General features: G+C 66.5%; 21 protein-coding genes. 13 read left to right on the top strand and 8 right to left on the bottom strand.

All coding sequences use genetic code 11. The annotated features are described in order from the left end of the window. Positions 1-39: 39 nt before the first annotated feature. A complete protein-coding gene (locus tag G6N64_RS28025; protein ID WP_163801026.1) occupies positions 40-333 on the bottom strand; it encodes a metal-sensitive transcriptional regulator in 294 nt (97 codons plus the stop codon). 491 nt (positions 334-824) lie between these two features. On the opposite strand from G6N64_RS28025, the gene lpqS reads away from it, so the two are divergent. The 3 genes from lpqS (at position 825) to G6N64_RS28010 (ending at position 3,777) form a co-directional block, all read left to right on the top strand. After that, the gene (gene lpqS, locus G6N64_RS28020; RefSeq protein WP_457920711.1) at positions 825-1,298 is read left to right on the top strand and encodes a putative copper homeostasis (lipo)protein LpqS; all 474 of its coding nucleotides are present in this window, start codon (positions 825-827) and stop codon (positions 1,296-1,298) included. 101 nt (positions 1,299-1,399) lie between these two features. Further along, complete coding sequence (locus G6N64_RS28015; protein WP_163801024.1) at positions 1,400-2,512, top strand: PLP-dependent cysteine synthase family protein; 1,113 nt, start codon at positions 1,400-1,402, stop codon at positions 2,510-2,512. Next, positions 2,509-3,777, top strand: a complete 1,269-nt coding sequence (locus tag G6N64_RS28010; RefSeq protein ID WP_163802177.1) for an MDR family MFS transporter — start codon at positions 2,509-2,511, stop codon at positions 3,775-3,777. The genes G6N64_RS28015 and G6N64_RS28010 overlap by 4 nt, the downstream gene beginning before the upstream one ends. A 55-nt stretch (positions 3,778-3,832) precedes the next feature. Here G6N64_RS28010 and G6N64_RS28005 read toward each other — a convergent pair whose 3' ends face one another. Together G6N64_RS28005 and G6N64_RS28000 are read right to left on the bottom strand one after the other, a co-directional pair. Further along, a complete protein-coding gene (locus G6N64_RS28005) occupies positions 3,833-4,504 on the bottom strand; it encodes a DUF305 domain-containing protein (RefSeq protein ID WP_163801023.1) in 672 nt (223 codons plus the stop codon). 97 nt (positions 4,505-4,601) lie between these two features. After that, complete coding sequence (locus tag G6N64_RS28000) at positions 4,602-5,018, bottom strand: DUF6153 family protein (RefSeq protein WP_163801022.1); 417 nt, start codon at positions 5,016-5,018, stop codon at positions 4,602-4,604. A gap of 57 nt (positions 5,019-5,075) precedes the next feature. Here G6N64_RS28000 and G6N64_RS27995 point away from each other — a divergent pair, with 57 nt between their 5' ends. After that, positions 5,076-5,996 carry a F510_1955 family glycosylhydrolase gene (locus G6N64_RS27995; protein ID WP_246230838.1) on the top strand — a complete coding sequence of 307 codons (921 nt, stop codon included), beginning with the start codon at positions 5,076-5,078 and terminating at the stop codon, positions 5,994-5,996. A gap of 31 nt (positions 5,997-6,027) precedes the next feature. On the opposite strand, the gene G6N64_RS27990 is transcribed toward G6N64_RS27995, so the two are convergent. Continuing rightward, on the bottom strand, positions 6,028-6,957 hold the full coding sequence (locus G6N64_RS27990) for a M56 family metallopeptidase (RefSeq protein ID WP_163801021.1): 930 nt from the start codon (positions 6,955-6,957) through the stop codon (positions 6,028-6,030). Next, on the bottom strand, positions 6,954-7,331 hold the full coding sequence (locus tag G6N64_RS27985) for a BlaI/MecI/CopY family transcriptional regulator (protein WP_163802175.1): 378 nt from the start codon (positions 7,329-7,331) through the stop codon (positions 6,954-6,956). The genes G6N64_RS27990 and G6N64_RS27985 overlap by 4 nt, the downstream gene beginning before the upstream one ends. Before the next feature lie 301 nt (positions 7,332-7,632). Here G6N64_RS27985 and ripA point away from each other — a divergent pair, with 301 nt between their 5' ends. From ripA to G6N64_RS27950, 7 genes are all read left to right on the top strand, one after another. After that, entirely contained in the window at positions 7,633-9,063 is a 1,431-nt protein-coding gene (ripA, locus tag G6N64_RS27980) for an NlpC/P60 family peptidoglycan endopeptidase RipA (RefSeq protein ID WP_163801020.1), read from the top strand. 82 nt (positions 9,064-9,145) lie between these two features. Next, the gene (locus tag G6N64_RS27975) at positions 9,146-10,657 is read left to right on the top strand and encodes a multicopper oxidase family protein (RefSeq protein ID WP_163801019.1); all 1,512 of its coding nucleotides are present in this window, start codon (positions 9,146-9,148) and stop codon (positions 10,655-10,657) included. 115 nt (positions 10,658-10,772) lie between these two features. Further along, positions 10,773-11,663, top strand: coding sequence for a polysaccharide deacetylase family protein (locus tag G6N64_RS27970; protein ID WP_163801018.1), 891 nt, complete (start codon positions 10,773-10,775; stop codon positions 11,661-11,663). A 136-nt stretch (positions 11,664-11,799) separates the two neighbouring features. Next, the gene (locus tag G6N64_RS27965; RefSeq protein ID WP_264002200.1) at positions 11,800-12,486 is read left to right on the top strand and encodes a response regulator transcription factor; all 687 of its coding nucleotides are present in this window, start codon (positions 11,800-11,802) and stop codon (positions 12,484-12,486) included. A 337-nt stretch (positions 12,487-12,823) separates the two neighbouring features. Next, positions 12,824-13,813: a L,D-transpeptidase gene (locus G6N64_RS27960; protein WP_425487202.1), complete on the top strand. Its 990-nt coding sequence runs from the start codon at positions 12,824-12,826 to the stop codon at positions 13,811-13,813. Between the two features lie 23 nt (positions 13,814-13,836). Next, positions 13,837-14,976 (top strand): peptidoglycan hydrolase RipC, encoded by a 1,140-nt coding sequence (gene ripC, locus G6N64_RS27955; RefSeq protein ID WP_163801017.1) that lies wholly within the window; start codon positions 13,837-13,839, stop codon positions 14,974-14,976. Positions 14,977-14,984: 8 nt separating this feature from the next. Then, on the top strand, positions 14,985-15,734 hold the full coding sequence (locus tag G6N64_RS27950; protein ID WP_163801016.1) for a class I SAM-dependent methyltransferase: 750 nt from the start codon (positions 14,985-14,987) through the stop codon (positions 15,732-15,734). A 3-nt stretch (positions 15,735-15,737) separates the two neighbouring features. Here G6N64_RS27950 and G6N64_RS27945 read toward each other — a convergent pair whose 3' ends face one another. Continuing rightward, positions 15,738-16,913 (bottom strand): L,D-transpeptidase, encoded by a 1,176-nt coding sequence (locus G6N64_RS27945; RefSeq protein ID WP_163801015.1) that lies wholly within the window; start codon positions 16,911-16,913, stop codon positions 15,738-15,740. 719 nt (positions 16,914-17,632) lie between these two features. On the opposite strand from G6N64_RS27945, the gene G6N64_RS27940 reads away from it, so the two are divergent. Then, positions 17,633-19,762 (top strand): heavy metal translocating P-type ATPase, encoded by a 2,130-nt coding sequence (locus G6N64_RS27940; RefSeq protein ID WP_163801014.1) that lies wholly within the window; start codon positions 17,633-17,635, stop codon positions 19,760-19,762. Between the two features lie 316 nt (positions 19,763-20,078). On the opposite strand, the gene G6N64_RS27935 is transcribed toward G6N64_RS27940, so the two are convergent. Both G6N64_RS27935 and G6N64_RS30370 read right to left on the bottom strand, forming a co-directional pair. Next, positions 20,079-20,906 (bottom strand): hypothetical protein, encoded by an 828-nt coding sequence (locus tag G6N64_RS27935; protein WP_409370721.1) that lies wholly within the window; start codon positions 20,904-20,906, stop codon positions 20,079-20,081. A 602-nt stretch (positions 20,907-21,508) separates the two neighbouring features. Next, a complete protein-coding gene (locus G6N64_RS30370) occupies positions 21,509-21,763 on the bottom strand; it encodes a hypothetical protein (RefSeq protein ID WP_246230835.1) in 255 nt (84 codons plus the stop codon). Positions 21,764-22,091: 328 nt separating this feature from the next. Here G6N64_RS30370 and G6N64_RS27925 point away from each other — a divergent pair, with 328 nt between their 5' ends. After that, positions 22,092-22,619, top strand: coding sequence for an MPT63 family protein (locus G6N64_RS27925; protein WP_163802171.1), 528 nt, complete (start codon positions 22,092-22,094; stop codon positions 22,617-22,619). Positions 22,620-22,762: the final 143 nt, after the last annotated feature.

Raw genomic sequence — 22,762 nt, 5'->3', positions numbered from 1 at the left:
CTTCTGTTGGTGAAGCGGGTTGTGGGAGAGCAGCTGCGGTCAAGAGCGGACGAGGCGGGCGATGGCCGCTGATGCCTCACTGATCTTCTGGTCGGCGATGTCGCCGCCCTGCTGGACCGCGGCGCTCACGCAGTGGGTGAGGTGCTCATCGAGGAGCGCGAGCGCCACGGACTCCAGGGCCTTGGTGGCGGCCGAAATCTGGGTGAGGACGTCGATGCAGTAGCTGTCGTTCTCCACCATCCGAGCCAACCCACGCACCTGTCCTTCGATGCGGCTGAGGCGTTTCAGGTGGGCGTCTTTGGACTGGAGATATCCAGGTGAGGTGTGTTCCATGGGTCAGTCCATTCTCGTCGTGTACCCCCAGGGGGTATGGCGCCCACTATACCCCCAAGGGGTATCTCTTCGTCAAGGCCGCGACGACGCCCCCTGGCGTGCGGATCGTGGGGCAATCCGACGGCAGGTGCCCGATGGTCCCCACGGCGCCCCGGTCGCCCGTGCGGGCCGTGTCGCAATGCAGCGTTTCCGTCTTTCACGGCGAAGGTTGCTAACTGTGGAACTTCTCAGGACGCCGACGGTGCAGGGACGCGCTTGATCGTGCCCGCGACGCCACCAGGCGCGGGCGACGAGGCGCCGACCCAGGCGCAACGTGCCACTCGTCCGTCATCGAACCATTCTACGTAGCAACTCCGTAGAAGTGCTGGTCGCGGCGGTATTTCGGCCGCGGTTCGACGATTGATGCTGGAACGGCGGCCGTGGGATCTCCCGACGATATCGAGTCTCTGAACTGCCATTTCTCTTCCCGGTTACTGGTTGGTCTCAGGATCATGTCGACGTGTCGGCGCCGGTGGCTCCGCTCGCGACGCTGCTACAGTCGAGTCACTGTGTGGATCAATGACGCTCCCAAGGCGCGCTGGTGGCGCTCCCTCGCTGCCGTGGCAGCGGTGGTGGGGGTGCTGTTGATCACCGTCGAAATCGGGTCGTCGTCGGTCGGTGGGTCAACGCCGCACTTGCCGCACTCGTTGTCGGCGTCGGCGGGGGAATGGTTTGCTGTCGTCGTTGACCACTCGCACTTCGAGGACGGTTCCGATCCGTCGGCCCCGCCCACGTTGACGGCGGCGGTACTTCCCCGCGGAGCGGCCGCTGCGTTGGTGATGTTCGGCGTGTTGGGCGCCGTGGCCATCTTCGCTCGGTTCTCGACTCTGCCGTCGTTGGTGCCGGTTCGCGGTCCGCCGCGGACGGGCCAGGTGGTTGGTGCCGGTCGCGATTTACTGATCCGTTTCTGCGTCGACCGCTGCTGAGAGTTACGCCATCAGGCCGTCGCGACCAACGCGTGACGGCCGGTGTTTCGCTGTCCAGTCAACTGCCGCAATCGCGGATTCCCCACAGAAGCGACGATCCCATGAACCCTGTCCTGTCCCGCCCCACACCCGATCTGCGCGCGTTGCGCCATTCCCCACCCGACACCAACCACCGGCCCAGCGGCATGATTGGGCACACCCCGGTTCTCTGGATTTCCGCGCCGCTGAGCGCACCGGACCACGGTTTTTGGGCCAAACTCGAGTCATCCAACCCCGGGGGGATGAAGGACCGGTCCGCGATGCACATGGTCGAGCGTGGGCGGGCCCGCGGCGACCTGCGTCCCGGTGCTCGAATCATCGAATCCACCAGCGGCACATTGGGGTTGGGCTTGGCGCTGGCGGGAACCGTGCACGGGCACCCGGTCACGTTGGTGACCGACCCGGGTCTGGAGCCGATCATCGTGCGGATGTTGCGCGCCTACGGCGCCCAGGTGGAGATGGTCGGCGAACCTCACCCCACCGGGGGTTGGCAACAGGCCCGCCGGGAACGCGTCGCCGAACTGCTCGCCGCCGAACCAGGCGCGTGGTATCCCGACCAGTACAACAACCCCGACAACGTCGCCGCCTATCAATCGTTGGCCCTGGAACTGCTCGGCCAGCTCGGCCACGTCGATGTCTTGGTGTGCTCGGTCGGTACCGGGGGGCACTCGGCCGGCGTTGCCCGGGTGCTGCGCCAGTTCAACCCCGACCTGCAGCTGATCGGCGTCGATACGATCGGGTCGACCATCTTCGGGCAACCCGCAGCGCCACGACTGATGCGAGGGTTGGGTTCGAGCATCTACCCGCGCAACGTCGACTACTCGGCGTTCAACGAAGTTCATTGGGTCGCACCGGCAGAAGCAGTGTGGGCATGCCGCGCCCTGGCGTCCACGCACCACGCCAGCGGCGGGTGGAGCGTGGGTGCCGTGGCGTTGGTGGCGGGCTGGATTGCACGCCAGCATGGTGCCGGCACCACCGTGGCCGCGGTGTTCCCCGACGGCCCTCAGCGGTACTTCGACACCGTCTACAACGACGATTACTGCCGTGAGCACGGCCTGTTGCTCGACCAACCGCCGCTAGACCCGAAGGTCATCGATCATCCGAGCGACACGGTGGTCGCGTCGTGGACGCGGTGCACCGCGACACCGGATCCGGTGGCGATGGTGCACCCATGACGTGGTGGGCGCAGTTCCGGAGCTTCGACGTGCCCAGCCGAATGCTGATGATCAACCAGTTCGGCATCAACGTCGGCTTCTACATGTTGATGCCCTACCTCGCCGGCTATCTGGCAGGGCCGCTGGGTCTGGCGGCGTGGGCGGTCGGTCTGGTGCTGGGTGTGCGCAACTTCTCTCAGCAGGGCATGTTCATCGTGGGTGGAACACTCGCGGACCGGCTGGGCTACAAACCGCTCATCGTGGCCGGATGCCTGTTGCGTACCGGTGGCTTCGCCCTGCTGGTGGTGGCGCAATCCTTGCCCGCCATTTTGATCGCCTCGGCGGCAACGGGTTTCGCAGGGGCTTTGTTCAATCCCGCAGTCCGGGCCTACCTGGCCAGCAACGCCGGAGACCGACGCGTCGAGGCGTTCGCGATGTTCAACATCTTCTATCAGGCGGGCATCCTGCTCGGTCCGCTCATCGGGCTCGCGCTGATCGCGTTCGACTTCCGGGTGACCGCGCTAGGAGCCGCCGTCGTGTTCGGGGCGCTGACGGTTGCGCAACTGTTCGCTCTGCCTCAGCACCGGGGCGGTGCCCACGCGCGGGGGACGTCGATCCGCCAGGACTGGCGCATGGTGGTGACCAACCGCTCCTTCGTCTTGTTCTCCGCGGCCATGATCGGGTCCTACGTCTTGTCGTTCCAGGTGTATCTGGCCCTGCCGCTTCAGGCGTCGATGTTGCTACCGAACGCCCAATCAGCCCTCGTCGCATCGCTGTTCGTGGTGTCAGGGTTGGTCGCGGTGGCCGGACAGCTGCGCATCACACGGTGGTTCGCTGCGCGGTGGGGACCCGGTCGCAGTCTGGTGATCGGGATGATGATCTTGGCGTGCGCGTTCGTGCCGTTGACGGTGGTGCCAGATGGCGAGCGGTTCGGTGTCGTGCCTGCTGTGCTCGCCCTGGTGGCCTCGGCGGGCCTGCTGGCGGTCGGCTCGGCGGCGATCTTCCCGTTCGAGATGGACACGGTGGTGTCGCTGTCCGGTGGCGAGTTGGTGGCCACCCACTACGGCTTCTACAACACGATCGTGGGCGTCGGCATTCTGATCGGCAACCTGGCCACCGGCTCGATCCTGAGTGCAGGCCAACGCATCGGGGTCGCCGAGATCCTTTGGGGTGCACTCATTCTGGTGGGTGTCTTGGCTGCCGTAGCGATCGATCGCCTGGATCGCACCGGGCGCTTGCAACGTCGAGAACCGGCGAGCGCCACCGACGTCGCGACCGAGCGCTGAGAGCACCCAGATGCTCGGCGGGCGACATCGCCCGCCGAGCACCGTCGGGTGGGCTTTAGCCGAGCATGCCCCGCATCTGGGTGATCTCGGCTTGCTGATTTGCGATGATGGCCTGGGCCAGCTTCTTGGCATCCGGGTTGGTGCCGTCGCGCAGCTCGGTGTTGGACATGTCGATGGCGCCGGTGTGATGGTCGATCATCATCTGAAGCCACACCTGGTCGAATGCCTTGCCGGACAACCCGGTGAGGTTGTTCATCTGCTCAGCGGACATCATGCCCGGCATGCCTCCCATGCCTGGCATGTCATGGTCGCCCATCTCTGCTGACGGCGCGGGCTTGCCGAAACTCGCGAGCATGCTGGTCATCTGGGTCATTTCGGGTCCTTGAGCCTTTTCGATGTTCTGAGCCAGCGTGAGGACCTGCTGGTTCTGGGATCGGCTCGGCACGAGTTTGGCCATGTCGACGGCCTGCGCGTGATGGGGGTACATCATCTGCAGGAACATGACGTCGGCGTCGTTGAAGTCCGTGCGGGTGGCACTCGGCGCCGCTGACGCCGACGAGCCGCCGTGATCCATTCCGGGCATCGATCCGCTCGTCCCGGCGGAACTGGAGACGGTCGGGGATGCCGAGGTGTCGGATGCGGTGTCGGTACAGCCGGCGACGGTCAGGGCTACCGCGACGGCGGCTGCGAGGACGGTGGGCTTGACGGCGGTGGTGGAACTGAACATGAGTGTTTCCTTCTACGTTGTGTCGATGACTGGGATGAATGAGGACAGGTGTCGATGGGTGACCTGCTCGTCGTTAGCGGCCACAGGTGACTCCCTGTCAGACCCGCAGAATCGACAGTTGATGAAGGGTGAGGACGGTCCAGGGAGGTGCACGCTGACGGCGGCGGTTGCTGCGCCGGATCTTCGGCGCGATGAGCACTGCGTTGCGGGTTCCGATCCAGCACAGCATTGCCAGGCCGGCGATGATCGCGATGGCAGTCATGATGAAGACGCAGCCGTGCAGCCCGGTGTGTTGCTGGCCGCAGTCGTCGCCGTCGCAGGGTGTGGACGCCGGGGCGGCGGGCCCACCGGTGGTGTGATGCTGGCTCGTCGCTGCCATCGGGGGCTGCGCGTCGTGGTCGTGGCCGAGTGTGAACGTCACGGCGTGCATGGTGACGATTCCACCCAGCAGGACCACCAAGAGCAGGAGTCGCGCGACGGCGGGCAACGGTGCCACACCACGCACGGTCATCATGACTGCCATCATAGTCGGCACCGGAACTCATACCCCACAGGGGTATAGCATTGGGTCGTGAATCCCCGCAGGCAGGCCCGCTCGGACGTGACGACCTCCTTCACCCAAGTGGCAGCCGGCGACGGGCGAGGTGGCGGCACGACGGTGGCTGTCCGGATCGCCGCGACGATCGTGGCGTGCGCACTCAGTGTGGCCGTCGTGGCCTGCTCGAACCCGCAATCCCCCTCTGCCGAAGCAGGTTTCACCACCTCGGTGTCGGTGCCCCTGGATGCACCGCTCAGCCATCTGCACGGCTTGCACGTCGACAGAAGTGGGACGTTGCTGGCCGGAACGCACAGCGGATTGTTCTCGATCGACGTTGCCACGGGCGTGACCGCGCGGGTCGGTGATTCCGATGACGACTTCATGGGATTGGGCGGCGCCTCGGGCACTGACGACCTGGTGTCGTCCGGGCATCCCGGTCCGTCCAGTGATGCGCCTAACCCGCTGGGGCTGCGAGCCAGTAGGGACGGTGGCCAGACGTGGATGACCCGATCTCGGTCCGGTTCGACCGACTTCCACGCCCTGGCCACCGACGGCACGTCGTTGGTGGGCTCCGATGGTCGTGGGCTGCAGACGTCGAACGACGGTGGGGTCACGTGGAACCCAGGCGCCGACGTCACGGTGGGAGCGCTGACCATCACGCCGTCAGGGGTTTGGGCGGTGACCCCCGATGGTGCGGCACGCAGCACCGATGGCGGGCGGTCGTTCACCGCGATGCCCGCAGCGCCGCCACTGGCTCTGATCAGCGGCACCAGTCGTGGGCTGTGGGGCGTCGATGGCGCTGGGTATGTCTGGTCCAGTGCGGACGGCGCCGAGTGGGACAAGGGTGGCCGTGTCGGCGCGGTGCAGGCATTGACCTCGGGACCGGACGGCACGGGGTACGCCGCATCGAGTGACGCGGTGTACGTACTGGAACGTTCAGACGCCACGGGGTGAGGTGTTCGGTTCCCGTCAAGCGGGGCTTCAGTCAGTGGTGGCAGAGCGCGCCGGTGAAGACCGGGACCGCGATCGTCAGGCTGATCGCCGTCCACAGCGTGACCCGATCGCGCCACCGCACACCGGCAGGCGCGGGCGCAGCGAGGCGGGCCGCCCGGTCGAGCACGGCAGTGTGGGCCGCGCCGAGGGCCGCCGCCGGAACCGTGGGCCGACCGACGAGCGCCGCCATGCCGCACAGCAGTGGGTGGCGGCCGTGGCGGCGAGCCGCGCTGTCGTCGGCGTTCATCTCCAAAAGCCGTGAGACCGCGTCCGGCCCGGCGGCCAGCAGCGGCAGCGAGGGAAGTCCAGCGGCGGCGGCACGCAACACCATCAACAGCTGGTGGTGGCGACCAGTCAGGTGCGCGTACTCATGGGCGAGCACTGCGGCCAGTTGGTCGTCTTCGAGGCTTGCCAGCGCCGCGCTCGTGACGACGATGGCGCGCGGACGTCCCGATACGCAGTAGGCCGCGGCCTGATCGGCGTTGACGACGAACACGTCGCGCCATGGGGTGGGTCGACCGACGACGCGGGCTGCCATCGCGTGTTCGTGGCTGGTCGTGCGGAGCGTGCGCAGCGTCCTGGCGATGCGCAGCCCGAACACCAGCGATAACGCCAGCGACGTTCCGATGAGGGTGACGGCGATGGTCGCCGCGACGGGGCGCGCCATGTCGATCTGGCCGAGGTGGCCGAGGATCTCCAGACACATTGTCCCGACGACGCTGTTGGACAGGGCGTCCGCGGCGTCGAGCGCCAACACGACCATCGCTGCCGCCCAGGCGCCCAGGACACCGACGATCGCGGTGAGCCAGGCGGTCACGCCAAGGAGCGGGTTGATTCCGCGGGTGGTGATCTTCGCCAGCACGCGGGGCCCCCACCAACTCATCAGCGCGGCGTACAGCAGGAGGCCCGCCGCGACGCTCATGAGCTTGCCCGGCGGTTGATGAAGCGGCGAAGGGTGGACTTCACTTGCGCCGATTCGGCGTCGTTCATCTGATCGAGGAAGTGCGACAGCACCAGGTTCGTGTCCCCGCCGGATTCGAAGGCATTGCGCATCAATTGGGCGGAATGCTCTTCCCGAGTCATCGCCGGACGGTAGTGGTATGCCTTGCCGACCCGCTCGCGTACCAGCCACCCCTTGCGGTGAAGATTGTCCATCGTCGAGAGCACGGTGGTGTAGGCGATCACCCGGTCTGCGGCGAGTTCGTCGAAGATGTCGCGGACCGTGCACACGTCGTCGCGGTCCCATACCCGGTCCATCACGACGGCCTCGAGTTCTCCGAAACCCCGAACTCGCACGGCACGCTCCTGCGGTTTGACTGCGACGTCTCGCACCGGCTGCGAGGTCGGACAGATGCAGCTCAACTTAGGCCGCCAACGGCGTCGCGCCAATTCCCGGCGCGCCAATGTCTCGAAACCGTTACAGCTCTGCACGTCGCCTGTGACGAGAGTTACTGCCGCGGCCAAAGTGATATACGGTCCAGCAACGTACGTCCCAACTACGTACTACGAACATGCGTAGTACGGCAGCCGTGCGAAGCACACGGGCACATCGCGCAGGACGTGGACGCGGTCCGAGTAGTAGGGAGATCACAGGCGGATGGCAATCAGTCGGCATTTGGGCCGCTCCGTGTCGGTGGTCGCTGCCGCCGCGCTAGTGGTGACCTCGATGAGCGCGCCCGCCCCTGCGCGTGGGGAACCGGGACCCGTCGCCGGAAGTGCGGACACGGTGACCGCGCTGATCGTCCAGGTAGCCGAGGCGGATCACCGGTTGCAGCAACTCGGTGCCCAAGTCCAGGATCGCCAGGAAGGCGTGAACAAGGCAATCGCCGAGGTCCAGACCGCGCGCGACGCGGCCGAGACGGCCCGCCGCGACGTGGAGACCAGCCAGCTGGCCGCACGCGAGGCCAACACTGCCATCGCCGCCGCGCAGCAGCGGTTCGACACCTTCGCCGTCGCGGCCTACGTAAACGGCCCCTCCGATTCCTACCTGACGGCGGCCAGTCCCGAGGACGTCATCGGTGCTGCCGGGACGGGCCAGACGCTGCAGATCAGCTTCGAGAAAACCAGGGCGGACCTCGCGCGGGCGCGCACCGCGGCGGTGAACGAGGAGTCCTCGGCGCGGGCGGCTCGACAACGAGCAGATGAGGCTGCGGCCCGGGCCCAAACCAGCATGGACGCAGCAGTCACGACGTTGTCCGAGACTCAACGTCAGTTCGGTGACCAGCAGGCCGCAGTGGATCGTGCCGCCGAGCAGCGCCGAACGGCCCGGGCCCGGCTCGATGCCGCCCGAACGCGGTCGACGTCGAGCAGGACTGCGACGGGGACTGGGGTGTCCAACGTGCCCACTGCCGCCGCCGACTGGGACCGGGCGACCCCGCACGATCCCGCGGCTGCGACACCCTCAGGCACCGGCCAATGGGACACCACGCTGCCCATGGTGCCCAGCGCCAACGTCGCCGGTGATCCCGTCGCCATCATCAACATGGTCCTTCAGATCTCCTCTACGTCAGCGGAACTCACCGCCGACCTGGGCCGCAAGTTCCTGACCACGATCGGGATCCTGCCTCAGGCCAGCACGGCCGTCGATCCCGGAATCACCAACGGACGGATCCCGCGGGTGTACGGACGCCAAGCGTCCGAATTCGTCATCCGTCGCGCGATGTCCCAGCTGGGGGTGCCCTACTCGTGGGGCGGCGGGAACGCCAGCGGGCCGTCCAACGGCATCGACCAGGGCGCGGGAACGGTGGGATTCGATTGCTCGGGGCTCTACCTGTATGCCTTCGCCGGGGTCGGCATCAAGCTCGACCACTACTCGGGATCGCAGTACGACGCCGGCCGCAAAATCCCGTCCTCGCAGATGCGCCGTGGTGACCTCATCTTCTACGGGCCCAACGCCAGCCAGCACGAGGCCATGTACCTAGGTGACGGCACGATGCTGGAGGCGCCCTACACCGGGTCCACGGTCAAGATCTCCCCCGTGCGGACCAGCGGCATGACCCCGTATGTCACCAGGCTCATCGAATACTGATGGCACACAGGAACACGACGCAGAATGGCTGGATGCCCCGCGGCCGACACGTGGCCAGCACACATCCGAAACGGCACCTGCCATGACGCGACGCACGCCGAACAGGCTCCAGCTGAGCCGACGGGAACTCTTGGCCGCCAGCGCCACCATCGCCGGCGGCATCGTGCTGTCCGGCTGCGCCAGGGCGCCTGATTCCTCAGCCACCGGGCAGGCCGACATCGGCACCGTCGAGGCCGCGCGGCCGCACACCGGACGCACGGTCACGACCACACTCACCGCACAGCCCGGGATCCTCGACCTGGGCGGCACCCGAGCCAGCACACTGGCCTACGGCACCGACCTTCCCGGCCCCCTCATCCGCGCCGACGTCGGTGACGAACTCGCGATCACCCTGGTCAACCGGCTCACCCGTCCGACCTCGCTGCACTGTCACGGCATCGCTCTGCGCAACGACATGGACGGCGCCACCCCAGCCACCCCCAACGTCGAGCCCGGGCGTGACTTCACCTACCGCTTCTCGGTGCCCCATCCCGGAACGTACTGGGCGCACCCCCACACCGGCGTCGACGCCGACACCGGCCTATACCTACCGCTCATCGTCGATGACCCCGCCGAGCCGGGCGACTACGACGCCGAGTGGATCGTCGTGCTCGACGACTGGACCGACGGCATCGGCAAGACACCCGAGCAGATCTGGCTCGATCTGTCCGGCGAGGGATCTGGTGCGCACGACGACATGCCAGGCATGGGTGCCATGCCCACGATGGAGGGCGTGGGCACCAGCACGTTGCTCGGCGGGGACGCCGGGGACGTGAACTATCCGTACTACTTGATCAACGGCCGAATCCCTGCTGCACCAACGGTGTTCACTGCCAAGCCTGGGCAACGGATCCGGCTCCGGATCATCAACGCCGGGTCGGACACGGCGTTTCGGGTCGCGCTGACCGGTCACGCCATGACGGTCACGCACACCGACGGATATCCGGTCGTCCCGGCCGAGGTCGACGCGGTGCTGCTGGGGATGGGTGAGCGCTACGACGCGATCGTCACCGCCGGCGACGGCGTCTTCGCGCTCGTCGCCATGCCCGAGGGGAAGAACGGGGTCGCGCGGGCCCTGCTGTCCACCGGTGCCGGCTCCGGACCCGATGCCGGATATCAGCCACCCGAGATGGCGGGCCGCGTCGGCACAGCGGCGATGTTCGTCGCCACCGAGGCCGCATCGTTTCCCGCCGGTGCGCCCGACACCGCCCTGACCGCGGAACTGACCGGGTCCATGATGACCTACGACTGGTCGATCAACGGGGTCACCTTCCCCGACGCCCAACCCATGACGGTTCAGCAGGGTCAACGGGTCAGCCTCACCTTCCGCAATTCCACCACGATGTGGCATCCCATGCACCTGCACGGACACACGTTTCAGATCGTTCGACCCGACGGCAGCCTGGGTCCGCGCAAGGACACCGCGATCGTGCTACCGAAGCAAACGGTAAGCACGACGTTCGTCGCCGACAACCCCGGCGTCTGGATGATGCACTGCCACAACACGTATCACCAAGAGGCCGGCATGATGACCAGTGTCGACTACGCGACGTGACCCCTGCGCCAGTAGGTCTCGATCATGACGAGGTGAGCAGACCCACCCCGGGTGTGACCCCCAACGCCGACACATTCGAAGGCTTCGCGGCGATCCGCGGACAGGAAGGGATTCGATGACACGGCGTGAGGACGGGCTCTGGTACATCGGCTCGCATCGTGTTCGGTGGCTTCCGTTGGCCGCGTTGATCGCGGTCGTCGCGCTGACCGGAGCGCTGATGGTCGTAGCCGTCAAGAACCGATCCGCCGATCCGGACACGGTCGACTGCACCCGCGCCAAGTGCGTGGCCCTGACCTTCGATGACGGACCCACCCCGTTCACCGACCGGCTCCTTCGGATCCTGACAGCCGACGATGCGAAGGCCACGTTCTTCCTCGTCGGCAACAAGGTCGCCGCCGACCCGGCGAGCGCGCGACGCATCGCCGATGCCGGGATGGAGATCGGCAACCACACCTGGGAACACGCCAACATGTCCACCGTTCCGGTGCAGGACATCCCCGATCAGCTCGCCAAGGGCACCTCGGCCATTGCCGCCGCCACCGGCCGGGCGCCCGTCCTGCTGCGGACCGCCGGCGGTTTGATCAATGACGCGGTGCTCGCCGAGGCGAAACGGCAAGGGCTGGCCGACATCAACTGGGACGTCATCCCCTTCGACTGGATCAACGACGCCAACACCGGGGCTACCCGCTACATGCTGATGACTCAGATCACCCCCGGGTCGGTGGTGTTGTTGCACGACACCTATTCGAGCACCGTGGACCTCGTCGAGCAGTTCATCCCGGTGCTCAAGGCCAACGGCTATCACTTAGTCACCGTCGGCCACCTGCTCGGCCCCCGTGCGCCCGGGAGCAGCTACGGCAGTCGGGTCAACGGTCCGCCGGCCCACGACCTGACTGACATCCCTGCCGACCAGATCCCAGCCCTTCCGCCAACGCCGTCACCGGCGCCGGCTCGCAACCTGCCGATCACCGACATTCCGAACCAGAACCCGGGCGGTCCCCAGTGAGCCTGACCGCTGCGCCGTCAACGTTGCGGTGGCTGTCCGAATGTGGTGGGTCGGCCACGGAATGGCGGGCGGTGTGACTCAGGCGGCGCAGTGTCCTTCGGCGGAGCCGATCCCGGGGTTGGGTCGTCTTCGGGCGGTGGTCGTCGACGACCGCCGGCCCGTGGTGGGAAGCCTTGCCCACTTCATGCAGCGGGAGCAGTTCGTCGTTCACGTGACCAACGGCGTCGAGGACACGGTCCAGTCGGCGCTCGACCACGACCCCGACGTCGTCGTGCTCGACTTGGCGGTCCCTGGACTCGACGCGTTCGAGGTGTGTCGCCAGTTGCGTTCGGTGACCACTGCCTATGTCGTGGTGCTCTCGGCTCGTCAACGCATCCTCGATGCCATCGGAGAACCGGTTGCGGCGGACGTATTCATCGCCGACCCGATCAGTCCACGTGAACTCGTGGCACGTCTGCGCGCCATGATGCGCCGGCCTCGGTCGGTGCCGGACACCGTGCCCGAGGCGGCGGTGAGGCGTTCGTTGTGGGCATCGAGCGGTTTGCGCATCGACGTTCCGCGCCGCCGTGCACATTCCGATGGGATTCCGGTGGCGCTGACTCGGATCGAGTTCGACGTGCTGGCGGCGCTGGCGGCACGGCCCGGTGTCGTGCTGACGCGGCGGCAGCTGGTGGCTGCGGTGTGGGGCGACTCGCGCCCGGTCAGTCGGGCGCTCGTCGAGGCGCACATCGGTGGGCTGCGCCGCAAGCTCGGTGATGACCCCGCAGCCCCGCGATACGTGTCCACGGTGCGGGGCAGCGGCTACCGGCTTGCCACGACCTGACACGCGCGGGCCGGCACAGGCGACCTAGCAGAGCAGTTCTCCGCGCGGCTCGTTGCCGGTATCAAATCTACTGTGTTGCGACGTACTGCTTTAGTGCGTAGGTTCTTGGTCACGGTTCGGCAACGGAGGGCATGAGCATGGATCCAGCAATGTGCGCGTGTTGTGACGCGATGGCTGCGGCCGCTGCCACGGGCTGTTGCCCGCCGATGCCGATGCCGATGCCACCACAGCCCCCGCCGCCGATGTAGGCGACGCCCTTCGCAGGCAGTGAGTCTGGGTCGAACGACCGACCCTGATCGACGTCGTCAACTGGAGGTCACAAAGGATGCCGCGGTTCATGCGGGCGTTGATCGCTGCCGCGATGGGTGTGGCCGCAGTCTTCCTCGGCGGCACACCCGCGTCAGCTGACCCCGACCCCGTCGTCGACGATCCCGCACTGCTGGACGTGCCCGTCGAGTTGGCCGCACCGACCCCGACGCCTTCTGGACCCGCGGTCGTGCCCGGTCCGGGCGTTATACCGCCGCCACCTCTGGCCTTGCCGCCGGCTGATCCCTTCGCAGCTCCCGCGGCAGTGGTGTCCGCCGGCACGCCGGCTGGGGAAAACCCGGCGCCGTTCACCGGGCAGCCGCCATTTCTGCCGCCGATGTTCAACCCGGACAACGGCTCGATGGTCGGGGTGGCCAAACCGATCATCGTCAACTTCCAACGCCCGATCGCCAACCGGCCGATGGCCGAACAGGCCATTCACGTGTCTTCGACACCGCCGGTGTCGGGCAAGTTCTACTGGATGAGTGACAGCCAAGTCCGCTGGCGACCCACCGACTTCTGGCCAGCCAACACGAGCGTCACTATCGACGCCGCCGGCACGAAGTCGAGTTTCAGGACCGGCGATGCACTCGTTGCGACCATCGATGACAAGACCCACCAGATTCAGGTCATGCGAAACGGCAAGCTGGAGAGGACCTTCCCCGTGTCGTTGGGGAAGAAGGGTTACGAGACGCCCAACGGCACCTACTACGTGCTGGAGAGATTCGCCGACCTGGTGATGGACTCCTCCACCTACGGCGTGCCGGTCGACTCTGCTGAGGGCTACAAGCTGAAGGTCCTGGATGCGGTGAGGATCAGCAACACCGGGATCTTCGTGCACGGCGCTCCGTGGTCGGTGGCCGATCAGGGCAAGCGCAACGTCAGCCACGGCTGCCCCAACCTCAGCCCCGCCGACGCCCAGTGGTTCTACGACAACTTCGGCAGCGGCGATCCCGTCGTCGTCAAGAACTCCGTCGGCCTCTACAACCAGAACGACGGCGCCCAGGACTGGCAAATCTGATGCAGGACAACGCACGACGCCGCATGACCTTGTCTGCCCGCGTCCTGGCCCACGGCGTGACCGCGGCATCCCATCGACTCGTCGCCGCCCTGCTGACGATGCTCATCCTGTCCACCGGTGTCATCGCTGCCGACGTGCGAGCCGACCCCGCCGCCGACGCGCTGGCCCAACTCAACGAACTGTCGCGGGAGGCCGAGCAGACCACCGAAGCCATGCATTCGGCACAACTCAGCCTCGATGCGGCGGTGGCGGCACAGGACGTCGCCGAGCGAAGGAACGTCAACGACCTCGCCGCCGCGACGGTCGCCCGGGCCGAACTCACCACCTATCAGGGTGCCGTCGACGAGGTTGCGGCGGCCGAGTACATGGATGGACCCACCGACGGGCTCACGGGCATTCTGACCGCGAACTCGCCGCAGCAGCTGATCGAACAACTTGCCGTGAAGAACGCGATGGGCACCGAGATGGTCACGACGATGCGCCGCTTTCGGGAGGCCCGCGCACGAGCCGACACCGCGGAAAGGGTCTCGGCCACTTCGGCTGCCGAGGCGCGCACCGCTGCCGAGCAGGCCAGCGCCGTCCGTGCCGAGCTGCAGGCCAAGCAGAGTCGACTCCGTTCGCAGATCGCGGCGGTCAAGTCCCGATACGATGCGCTGACCCCCGACCAGCGGGCTGCGCTGGCAGCCCTTCCGCCGCCCGTCGACGCGCCGTCGCCGGGGCCTGACGTGCTTGCCGGCGGTGAGGTCGTGCCACCCATCGACGGTGTACCACCAGGCGCGGTCACTGCCCCCGACGCGGCGCCCCCCGCGGGTGGGGGATTCGGGAACGCGGCGGTCGTCCAAGCGGCCCTGACCCGCATCGGCTCGCCCTACTCGTGGGGTGGTTCCGGGCCGAACGCGTTCGACTGCTCGGGTCTGATCATGTGGGCGTTTCAGCAGACCGGCAAGTCGCTGCCGCATTCGAGTCAGTCGCTCGCTGCCGGTGGTCAGCCCGTTGCGAGGGGCGATCTGCAGCCCGGGGACATCGTGACCTTCTACTCCGATGTGTCGCATGCGGGGATCTACATCGGGGACGGAATGATGGTGCACGCCTCGACCTACGGCACCCCGGTTCGCGTGGCGCCCGTGGACTCGTCGCCGTTCCACAACGCTCGCCGGTACTGAGGACCAGCGTGCGCGGAGTGCTGAAATTAGTTGGTCGAGTGGTGCCCGCCCAAGGAATCTCCCGCCGAATCGCCGACGCACGCACCTACTGGTCATCGTCATCGGGCGCGGCGTGGCCGGCGGACTCGCACTGGCGCAACGGGCTCGGCGACGAGGCGTGGCTGGAGGTTGGCCGCGACCACCTCGCCATCTATCAACGGTTCGCGAAGGGACTCGACCTCCCGTCCGGTCCCGGTCGGGTGATCGAATGGGGCTGCGGCGGCGGTGCGAACGCCGTCGCCTTCGCGCCCATCGCCTCGAAGTTCCTCGCCGCCGACGTCGCACCCGACAGTGTCACCGAATGTGTGCGACAGGTCCAGGTCGTCTGCCAGACCCCCGTCGAACCTGTACACGTCGACATCGAGAACCCCGAGCGGGCCGTGGACGGTCGCGAAGCATCCTGCGACACCTTTCTGTGCCTCTACGTCATCGAACTGACCGCGGGCGCCGAGGAAGCGCTCCGGATCGTTCGGATCGCCGAGCAGTTGTTGGTCAGCGGTGGAATGGCGTTCATTCAGGTGAAGTACCGGACGGCGGACCGCCGGACCCGTGGCCATCGGCGCGACTACCGCCGAAACTTGGCCAACATGACGACCTTTGGGATTGACGAGTTCTGGTTACGGGCGATCGACTGCGGACTGAACCCGAAGCTCATCACCCTGGTTCCGCGGAACCGGTTGGACACCCGCTACGCCTATTACGCACTGATCAAGCCGTGACGTTCAACCCCGACTCTTCGGGCTGATCGCGTTCCCGGCCTGCCACTGGTCCCAGGGGATGTTCCAGTCGCCCAGGCCATCGGTGCCCGGCAACGTTGGGCCCACCGTGTTGAGCACCTGGACGACGTCGCCCCGCTTGGTGTTGTCGTAGAACCACTGAGCGTTGCTGGTGCTGACGTTGAGGCAGCCGTGGCTGACGTTGCTTCGGCCCTGGCTGCCCACCGACCAGGGTGCTGCGTGAACGTAGATGCCGCTGTAGGACATCTGGGTGGCGTACTCGACTTCGAGGCGGTAGCCCTCCGCCGAGTTCACCGGAACGCCGTAGGTGGAGGAATCCATGACGAGGTCGCGGTAACGGTCACCGATGAGGTAGGTGCCGTTGTCGGTCGGCGCGCTGTTCTTGCCCATCGAGATGGGCATCGTCTTGACCACTGCACCGTTGACCCGGACGGTCAACGTCTTGGTGGTGTCGTCGGCGGTGGCGATGACCTCGTCGCCGATGGTGAAGCGCGTGGAGACGTCGTCCTGGCCGAAGAGGCCGTCACCGAGATCGACCCCGTAGGTGTTCACCTCGACGGCGACGGTGGTGCCTGGCTTCCAGTAGTCCTTTGGGCGCCAACGGACTTCGCGGTCACTGAGCCAGTAGAATGCGCCGTCGACGGCAGGTTGGCTGGTGACGCTGATGGCCTGCTCGGCTGCTGTTCGGTCGAGGATGTTCTCGTCGAACCGGATCGCCACCGGCTGGCCGACTCCCACCACCTCGCCGTCGTTGGGCAGCACATAGGGCATCGTCAGGTTCTCCGGCGAGCTGGTCCGAAACGTCATCGTGTCGCGGGTGACGCCGCCCAACCCGAGTGCTTCGGCTTGAAGTGTGTACCGCTTGTTGTAGCCCAGCGGCTCGGCCGTCGCCCAGGTCAGCCCGTCGGGGCTTAGTTGGCCGGCGATGGCCTTGCCGGTGTCGTTGGTCAGGCTTACCGCGCCCAACACCCCGGCGCTGGCACTGACGGTGATCGGAGAGTCCACCTCGACGCCGACCGCTCCGTCCGTCGTCGAAACCTTCAGCTCCGGAACCAGCAGGTTCGAGAATGGGTCACCCTTCTCAGAGATCACCTGCGCAGCCGGTGGCGGTGGCGGAGCGTTTCCTGTGCACGCCGTGAGCGCCAAAAGGAGCGCAGTCATCACGGCAACTGCCGTGAGGCATCGGCTACGCCGTTCATGGCGCAGAGGAAGCGCGAGCCGTTCAGCGCTACGAAACACGTGTGTCCAGTGGTGAAGGTGCGGTGACGTGTCAGCGGACGTGTCGACGGCGGCCCTACTGACGTTGCTGTCGGCTGGTGACATCGTGATCCTCCGCGGGCGTCCTGAAGTGTGGCGTCCAAGTCCCCGTGCTGCTTCAGGAACTCGCGCACGTCCCATCCTACGGCCTTGCTACGTAGATCATGATGTGATGATCCCCGTGGTCGCTCGGTGCGGCGAACGGGCCCGGGCCGAATGCATCACCCGTGAGCTGCGAGCCGCACTCCCGACGTGCAGCCACGTCGTCTGAATCCTTGGTCGGAAAGGGTGTGCCACGACGACAGACCCGCGGGATTGGACGCCCACGGAGCCGATCTTTGCAACATACCCTCGGGGGGTATATCGTGGTGCACATGTATACCCTGTGGGGGTATCCAGGTCGCTCGACGAATGAGGGCTGGGAATGCGACGAGCACGTAGGCCGTCACGGCGATGACCTCCGGTCATTGCGAGCTGTCACCACACGAGGAGGTCAGCGGAACTGCGGGGTCCACGAGGTCGCACGCCTGGTGCCGTCGTCACACCCCGCGCTTGAGCAAGTGCCTCCCACACCGTCAACGCGACGTCGACCGATGACGCGAAGGGCTTGAAGGAAGAAGAACATGACGAACCGCGACGAGCACGCCGTAGCAACACCCCACATCGAAGGCCACGTCGAGCGCCACGCTCACGGCGATCACCCTGGGTGCCCCCCAGAGAGCGGCCACGGTCACGACAGCCACACGGGCCACGGCGGGCACAGCGGCCATGGGGGCGATCACGCGGCCCAATTTCGAAAGCTCTTCTGGATCAACCTGATTATCGCCATACCGGTGGTCGCGTTCTCCACCATGTTCGCGATGCTGCTCGGCTACGACGTTCCCGACTTCTCCGGCGCCCGCTGGATCGCGCCCCTGCTCGGTACGGTGATGTACGTCGTCGGCGGCCGCCCCTTCCTCACCGGCGCACTAAGTGAAATCCGTTCCCGCAAACCGGGAATGATGCTGCTGATCGGACTGGCGATCACCGTCGCCTTCCTGGCATCCTGGGGCGCCAGCCTGGGCCTGCTCCACCATGAGCTCGAGTTCTGGTGGGAACTCGCCCTGCTCATCGTCATCATGCTGCTCGGACACTGGGTCGAAATGCGCTCGCTGGCGCAGACCACCTCCGCGCTGGACTCACTGGCCGCGCTGCTCCCCGACGAAGCCGAAAAGATCGACGGCGACCGCACCATCACCGTCTCGCCCGCCGACCTGCACGTCGGCGACCTCGTCGTGGTCCGACCCGGCGGCAGCATCCCCGCCGACGGCAGGATCGTCGACGGACGCGCCGACATCGACGAGTCCATGGTGACCGGCGAATCCCGGCCCGTCGCCCGCGGCGTCGGCGACTCCGTCACAGCCGGCACCGTCGCCACCGACTCCGGACTTCGCGTCGAGATCACCGCCACCGGCGACGACACTGCCCTGGCAGGCATCCAACGCTTGGTCACCGAAGCGCAGAATTCGTCCTCGCGTGCCCAGCGCCTCGCCGACAGGGCCGCTGGCTGGCTCTTCTGGTTCGCCCTGGTCAGCGCGGGCATCACCGCGGCGGCATGGTCGCTCGTCGGGGACCCCGACGCCTCGGTCGTGCGAGCGATCACCGTGCTCGTCATCGCCTGCCCCCACGCCCTGGGCCTGGCGATCCCCCTGGTCGTGTCCATTGCCACCGAACGCGCCGCCAGAGGCGGCGTCCTGATCAAAGACCGCCTGGCCCTGGAGGGCATGCGCACCGTCGACGCCGTGCTCTTCGACAAGACCGGCACCCTGACCAAAGGCCAACCCACCGTGACCGCGGTCGAAACCACCGGCAACGACGACGGCGACACCGTCCTCGCGCTCGCCGCCGCCGCCGAGACCGACAGTGAACACCCCTTGGCCAGGGCCATCGTGAAAGCCGCGCAGGAGCGAGGGCTGACCGTGCCGCGCGCCAGCGGCTTCGCGTCCTCTCCCGCCGTCGGCGTCACCGCGACAGTCGACGGGCACGAGATCCGAGTGGGTGGGCCCTGCCTCCTCCACGAGGTAGGAGCGCAGGAAGTCTCTGCTGCGACTGAGTGGCGAGGCGAAGGCGCCATCATCTTGCACGTCCTCCGCGACGGTGCCGTGCTCGGCGGCCTGCGCCTGGCCGACGAGATCCGCCCCGAATCCCGCGAAGCCGTCGACGCGCTGCACAAGCTCGGCGTCGAAGTCGTCATGATCACCGGCGACGCCGAGGCCGTCGCCACAGCGGTAGCCGACGAACTCGGCATCGACCGGGTGTTCGCCGGGGTGCGCCCAGAAGTCAAAGCGTCGAAAGTCGCTGCACTGCAACACGAAGGCAAGAAAGTCGCCATGGTCGGTGACGGAGTCAACGACGCCCCTGCGTTGGCGCAGGCCGATGTCGGCATCGCCATCGGCGCCGGCACCGACGTCGCCATCGCCTCTGCCGGTGTCATCCTGGCCAGTTCCGACCCACGCTCGGTGTTGTCGGTCATCGAACTGTCCCGCGCCAGCTACCGCAAAATGAAGCAGAACCTCTGGTGGGGCGCCGGCTACAACCTCATCGCCGTGCCGTTGGCCGCCGGTGTCCTGGCACCCATCGGCATCATCCTGCCCATGTCGGTCGGCGCCATCCTGATGTCACTGTCCACGATCGTCGTAGCGCTCAACGCGCAAGTGCTGCGCCGCCTCGATCTGACGCCCGAGGCGAGTACCCGCGCCATCCTCAACCGTTAGGAGCACCGGTCGACGGTCCGGACGTGTCCCGGCTCAGCTGTTCGGTTCGTCGGATCCATCGATCGTGGACCACGACGACGCCAACGCGCGAGGGGCGTTCCCCGCGTCGTGGGTCCTTCCGTCGCATCCTCGCCGGCGGGGAGCGCATCGTCGCTCAGCGCGTTGAGCTGTGCTTCGTCGTCGTCGGGCAAAGGCGACGGCGCTTCTCCTAGGGCATCGACCTGTCGGCCCCCGACACTGTGCAGCACCGTGAGGCCATGCCAGGTAGACCTGACGGGCGGCAATCAGGAGCCGAAGCGCGATTGGCTACCGCGCGTCAATGCACGTGGTCGTGGCCGTCGTGGTCGTCGAGCGGCTCCACCGGGGGAAGCGGCTCGTTGATTGGCACTGGCGTGGCCGCCTCCGATGGGGTGCTCGGGGCGGGCGCAGGCGCTTCGACCGGCTGGACAGCAGGCGGGAAAGGAGCCAGTTGCGCATCATGACCGTGATGGTCGTCGCCGTGATCAACGCCAGTCCCGTGATCACTGCCTGCTGTGCCCCCGGTGGGCGCCGCAGGGTCGGGTTCGGGGTCATCGTGGTGGTCGGCTTGTCCGGCATCGTTCCCATGGTGATAAGCCTCCGCTTCCGCACCTGCTGGCGCGTGGTGGCCATGGCGTAGACCAGATGCCGCACCCACGGTGGAGGCCAGCGTGACGATCCCGATCGCGCCGAGGAGCACCATGGCGCTGCCGAAAGCTGGCACCGGTTCTCCTCGCAGGCCGCGATGCCACACCCAGCCCGCGCCCATCACGACATAAATTTGGAGCAATAGCGCGCACAAATCCGCGGCCTGGACCAGCTCGGCTTCACCGGCGTGGGGACCGAACGGCGCACCCGCGGTTCTCGATACCGACCACAGCGCGATGACCCCGAGGTTGACCACGATGCCGAGGGCTAATACCGGGTTGGTGGTTCGGACGAGAACCATTCGTGCCCAGCAGAGTTGGAAGACCGCGACAGATGCGAAGAAGAGGCCTGCCGGCATCCACTCCTGCCAGTGGTTGGGTACGACGGCGAAGTGAATGGCAGAAGCGCCGAGCGAAGCGAGCGCGGCGAGCCGAGCGGCGAGCCTGCTGTCGGTCTTCCTCGCTGTTCTGGGCGCCACCGAACCAGGATGACAGCGCCAACCCCTACAGCGGTTGGATGGAACCACATCTCAATCCGACCGAGATCTACTTGTCATCAACTACTATCCGCCTACGTAGATGGTCCGAGGCTATTACGGCCTACATCGCGCTCATCACCCAGCCGGGTATGGCGTGCATTAAGCGCATTCTCGCCGCCCCCCAAACGAGCATCGGCAGGCTGGGTTAGCTCGTTTCAGCGCACCGGCCGATTGCGGCGCACCCGTCAACCGACATTGCCTCGACACGATGCGCCAGCGGCCGTGCACGACAGGTGTGGCACACCCCATTCAGCAGAAAAGTCGCCCTGACGTTGGCCGTGACCTCGCGACTACTCGCCGACCCCCAGAGAAGACACGTCCGCCTCATCCCACGCCTGACACCAGCGCCGGCCGCGTAGCCAGGGCAACACTGAAACGCAGTCCGCTTACTTCGAGGCAAGATCTGATTGCCTTTACTTTGTCGGAAAGTAGACGCCGCTGAGTCAGATTTTCACGCCGAAGGTGTCGATACTGCGGAGATTGAGGACGTTCGCTGGGGTTTGAGCGTGGGCTAAATCAGCTTCTTCTCAGCACCGAGGGGCTCAGGAAGCTCGGTGGTCATCCTGAACCGCTGCAATCAGTGCCTGAGCGAGACTGTGAGGGGTTGGTAGTCCGGCCGGGGACGGATGGATGCGACAGGTCAGGCCGGGTTCGCCGCCGGGGTGCGCCCAGGGGTCGACGCCGTTGATGACGATGCTGGGCGATCCCGTGAACTGCCGACGGGTCGCTTCGGCGGTGGTCGCGATCACCGTGGTGAGCACCGGCGTGTGCGATAAGCCCAGCTCGTTGAGTGTCACCGTGATCAACGCCTCGGCGAGCGCGGTGTATGGACAATCGGGGGTCACGAGCAGGTCGATCCGGGGACCGCAATAGGTTGGTGATTCATCGAGCGTCGACGTGACTCCTGTTGCTGGCGAAGGATGTTCATCGGCTGGCGAAGCGGGCGGCGTATGGTCCCCGGTTGCGAATTCAACGATGGTTCAATCCCTCTCTCATCGGCTCTCGGATGGACGCATGACGACCAGCTCTGAACATCATCTACTATCTCGGTACCGACATAGTAGATGGCGGGCGTGGGCTGAGGCCTTAGACGAGAAGGAGCAAGATGTGCGCAAGTTCTATTTGATGGCGGCGTTGGCGGCGATGGTAGCGATGGGTTCCGCCGGGGCGGCATCGGCGGCGGAGGATTGTTCGCACCGTTTCGGATCGCACCAGCAGGTTGCCGATGGCGGTGGCATGCAGGACTGGTCTGTCACGGAGCTGAAGGAGAGCGGTGACGTCGCGCCTGGTTTCCCCGTGGCCGGGCAACTATGGGAGGTGACCGCAACGGTGACGGCGATCTCGGGCACCTCGACACCTGTAATCCCCAACTTCACCGCAACCTCCGACGACGGCCGTTACCCGGTGCTGTGGCAAGTGCCGAGTCCGCAGGGCATATCCCCTGCCGCGCTCGCCCAGGGCCAGACCTCGACAGGCAAGATCTACTTCGACGTCACGGGCGAGGATCCCATGGCGGTCGTCTATACCGCTGGTGGCACACAGTCGCTGATGTGGTGCTGCGGCGAGTCGATGATGAGGATGCCAATGGACGCGTGCACGTGTTGCGCTGAAATGAAAGAACCGTGCCCCTGCTGCGCGGGCAACATGATGTAGGAAGGGTGTCAAACAGGAGAGCGGCCCCTCCGACCACACCGTGGCGGGCCGCGCGCCGGCGAGGCCACCGCCGGGCGGAAAAGCGCCGGTTCACCCGTCCTTTAAGTACTATTTCGGTACCGAGATATTACTAGACACGCGTG

Origin of the sequence: Mycolicibacterium sediminis (assembly GCF_010731735.1) — a bacterium.
Taxonomy (GTDB): Bacteria; Actinomycetota; Actinomycetes; order Mycobacteriales; family Mycobacteriaceae; genus Mycobacterium; species Mycobacterium sediminis.
The sequence above is the reverse complement of the archived record's forward strand: the minus strand, read 5'-3'. Positions and strand labels throughout refer to the sequence as shown.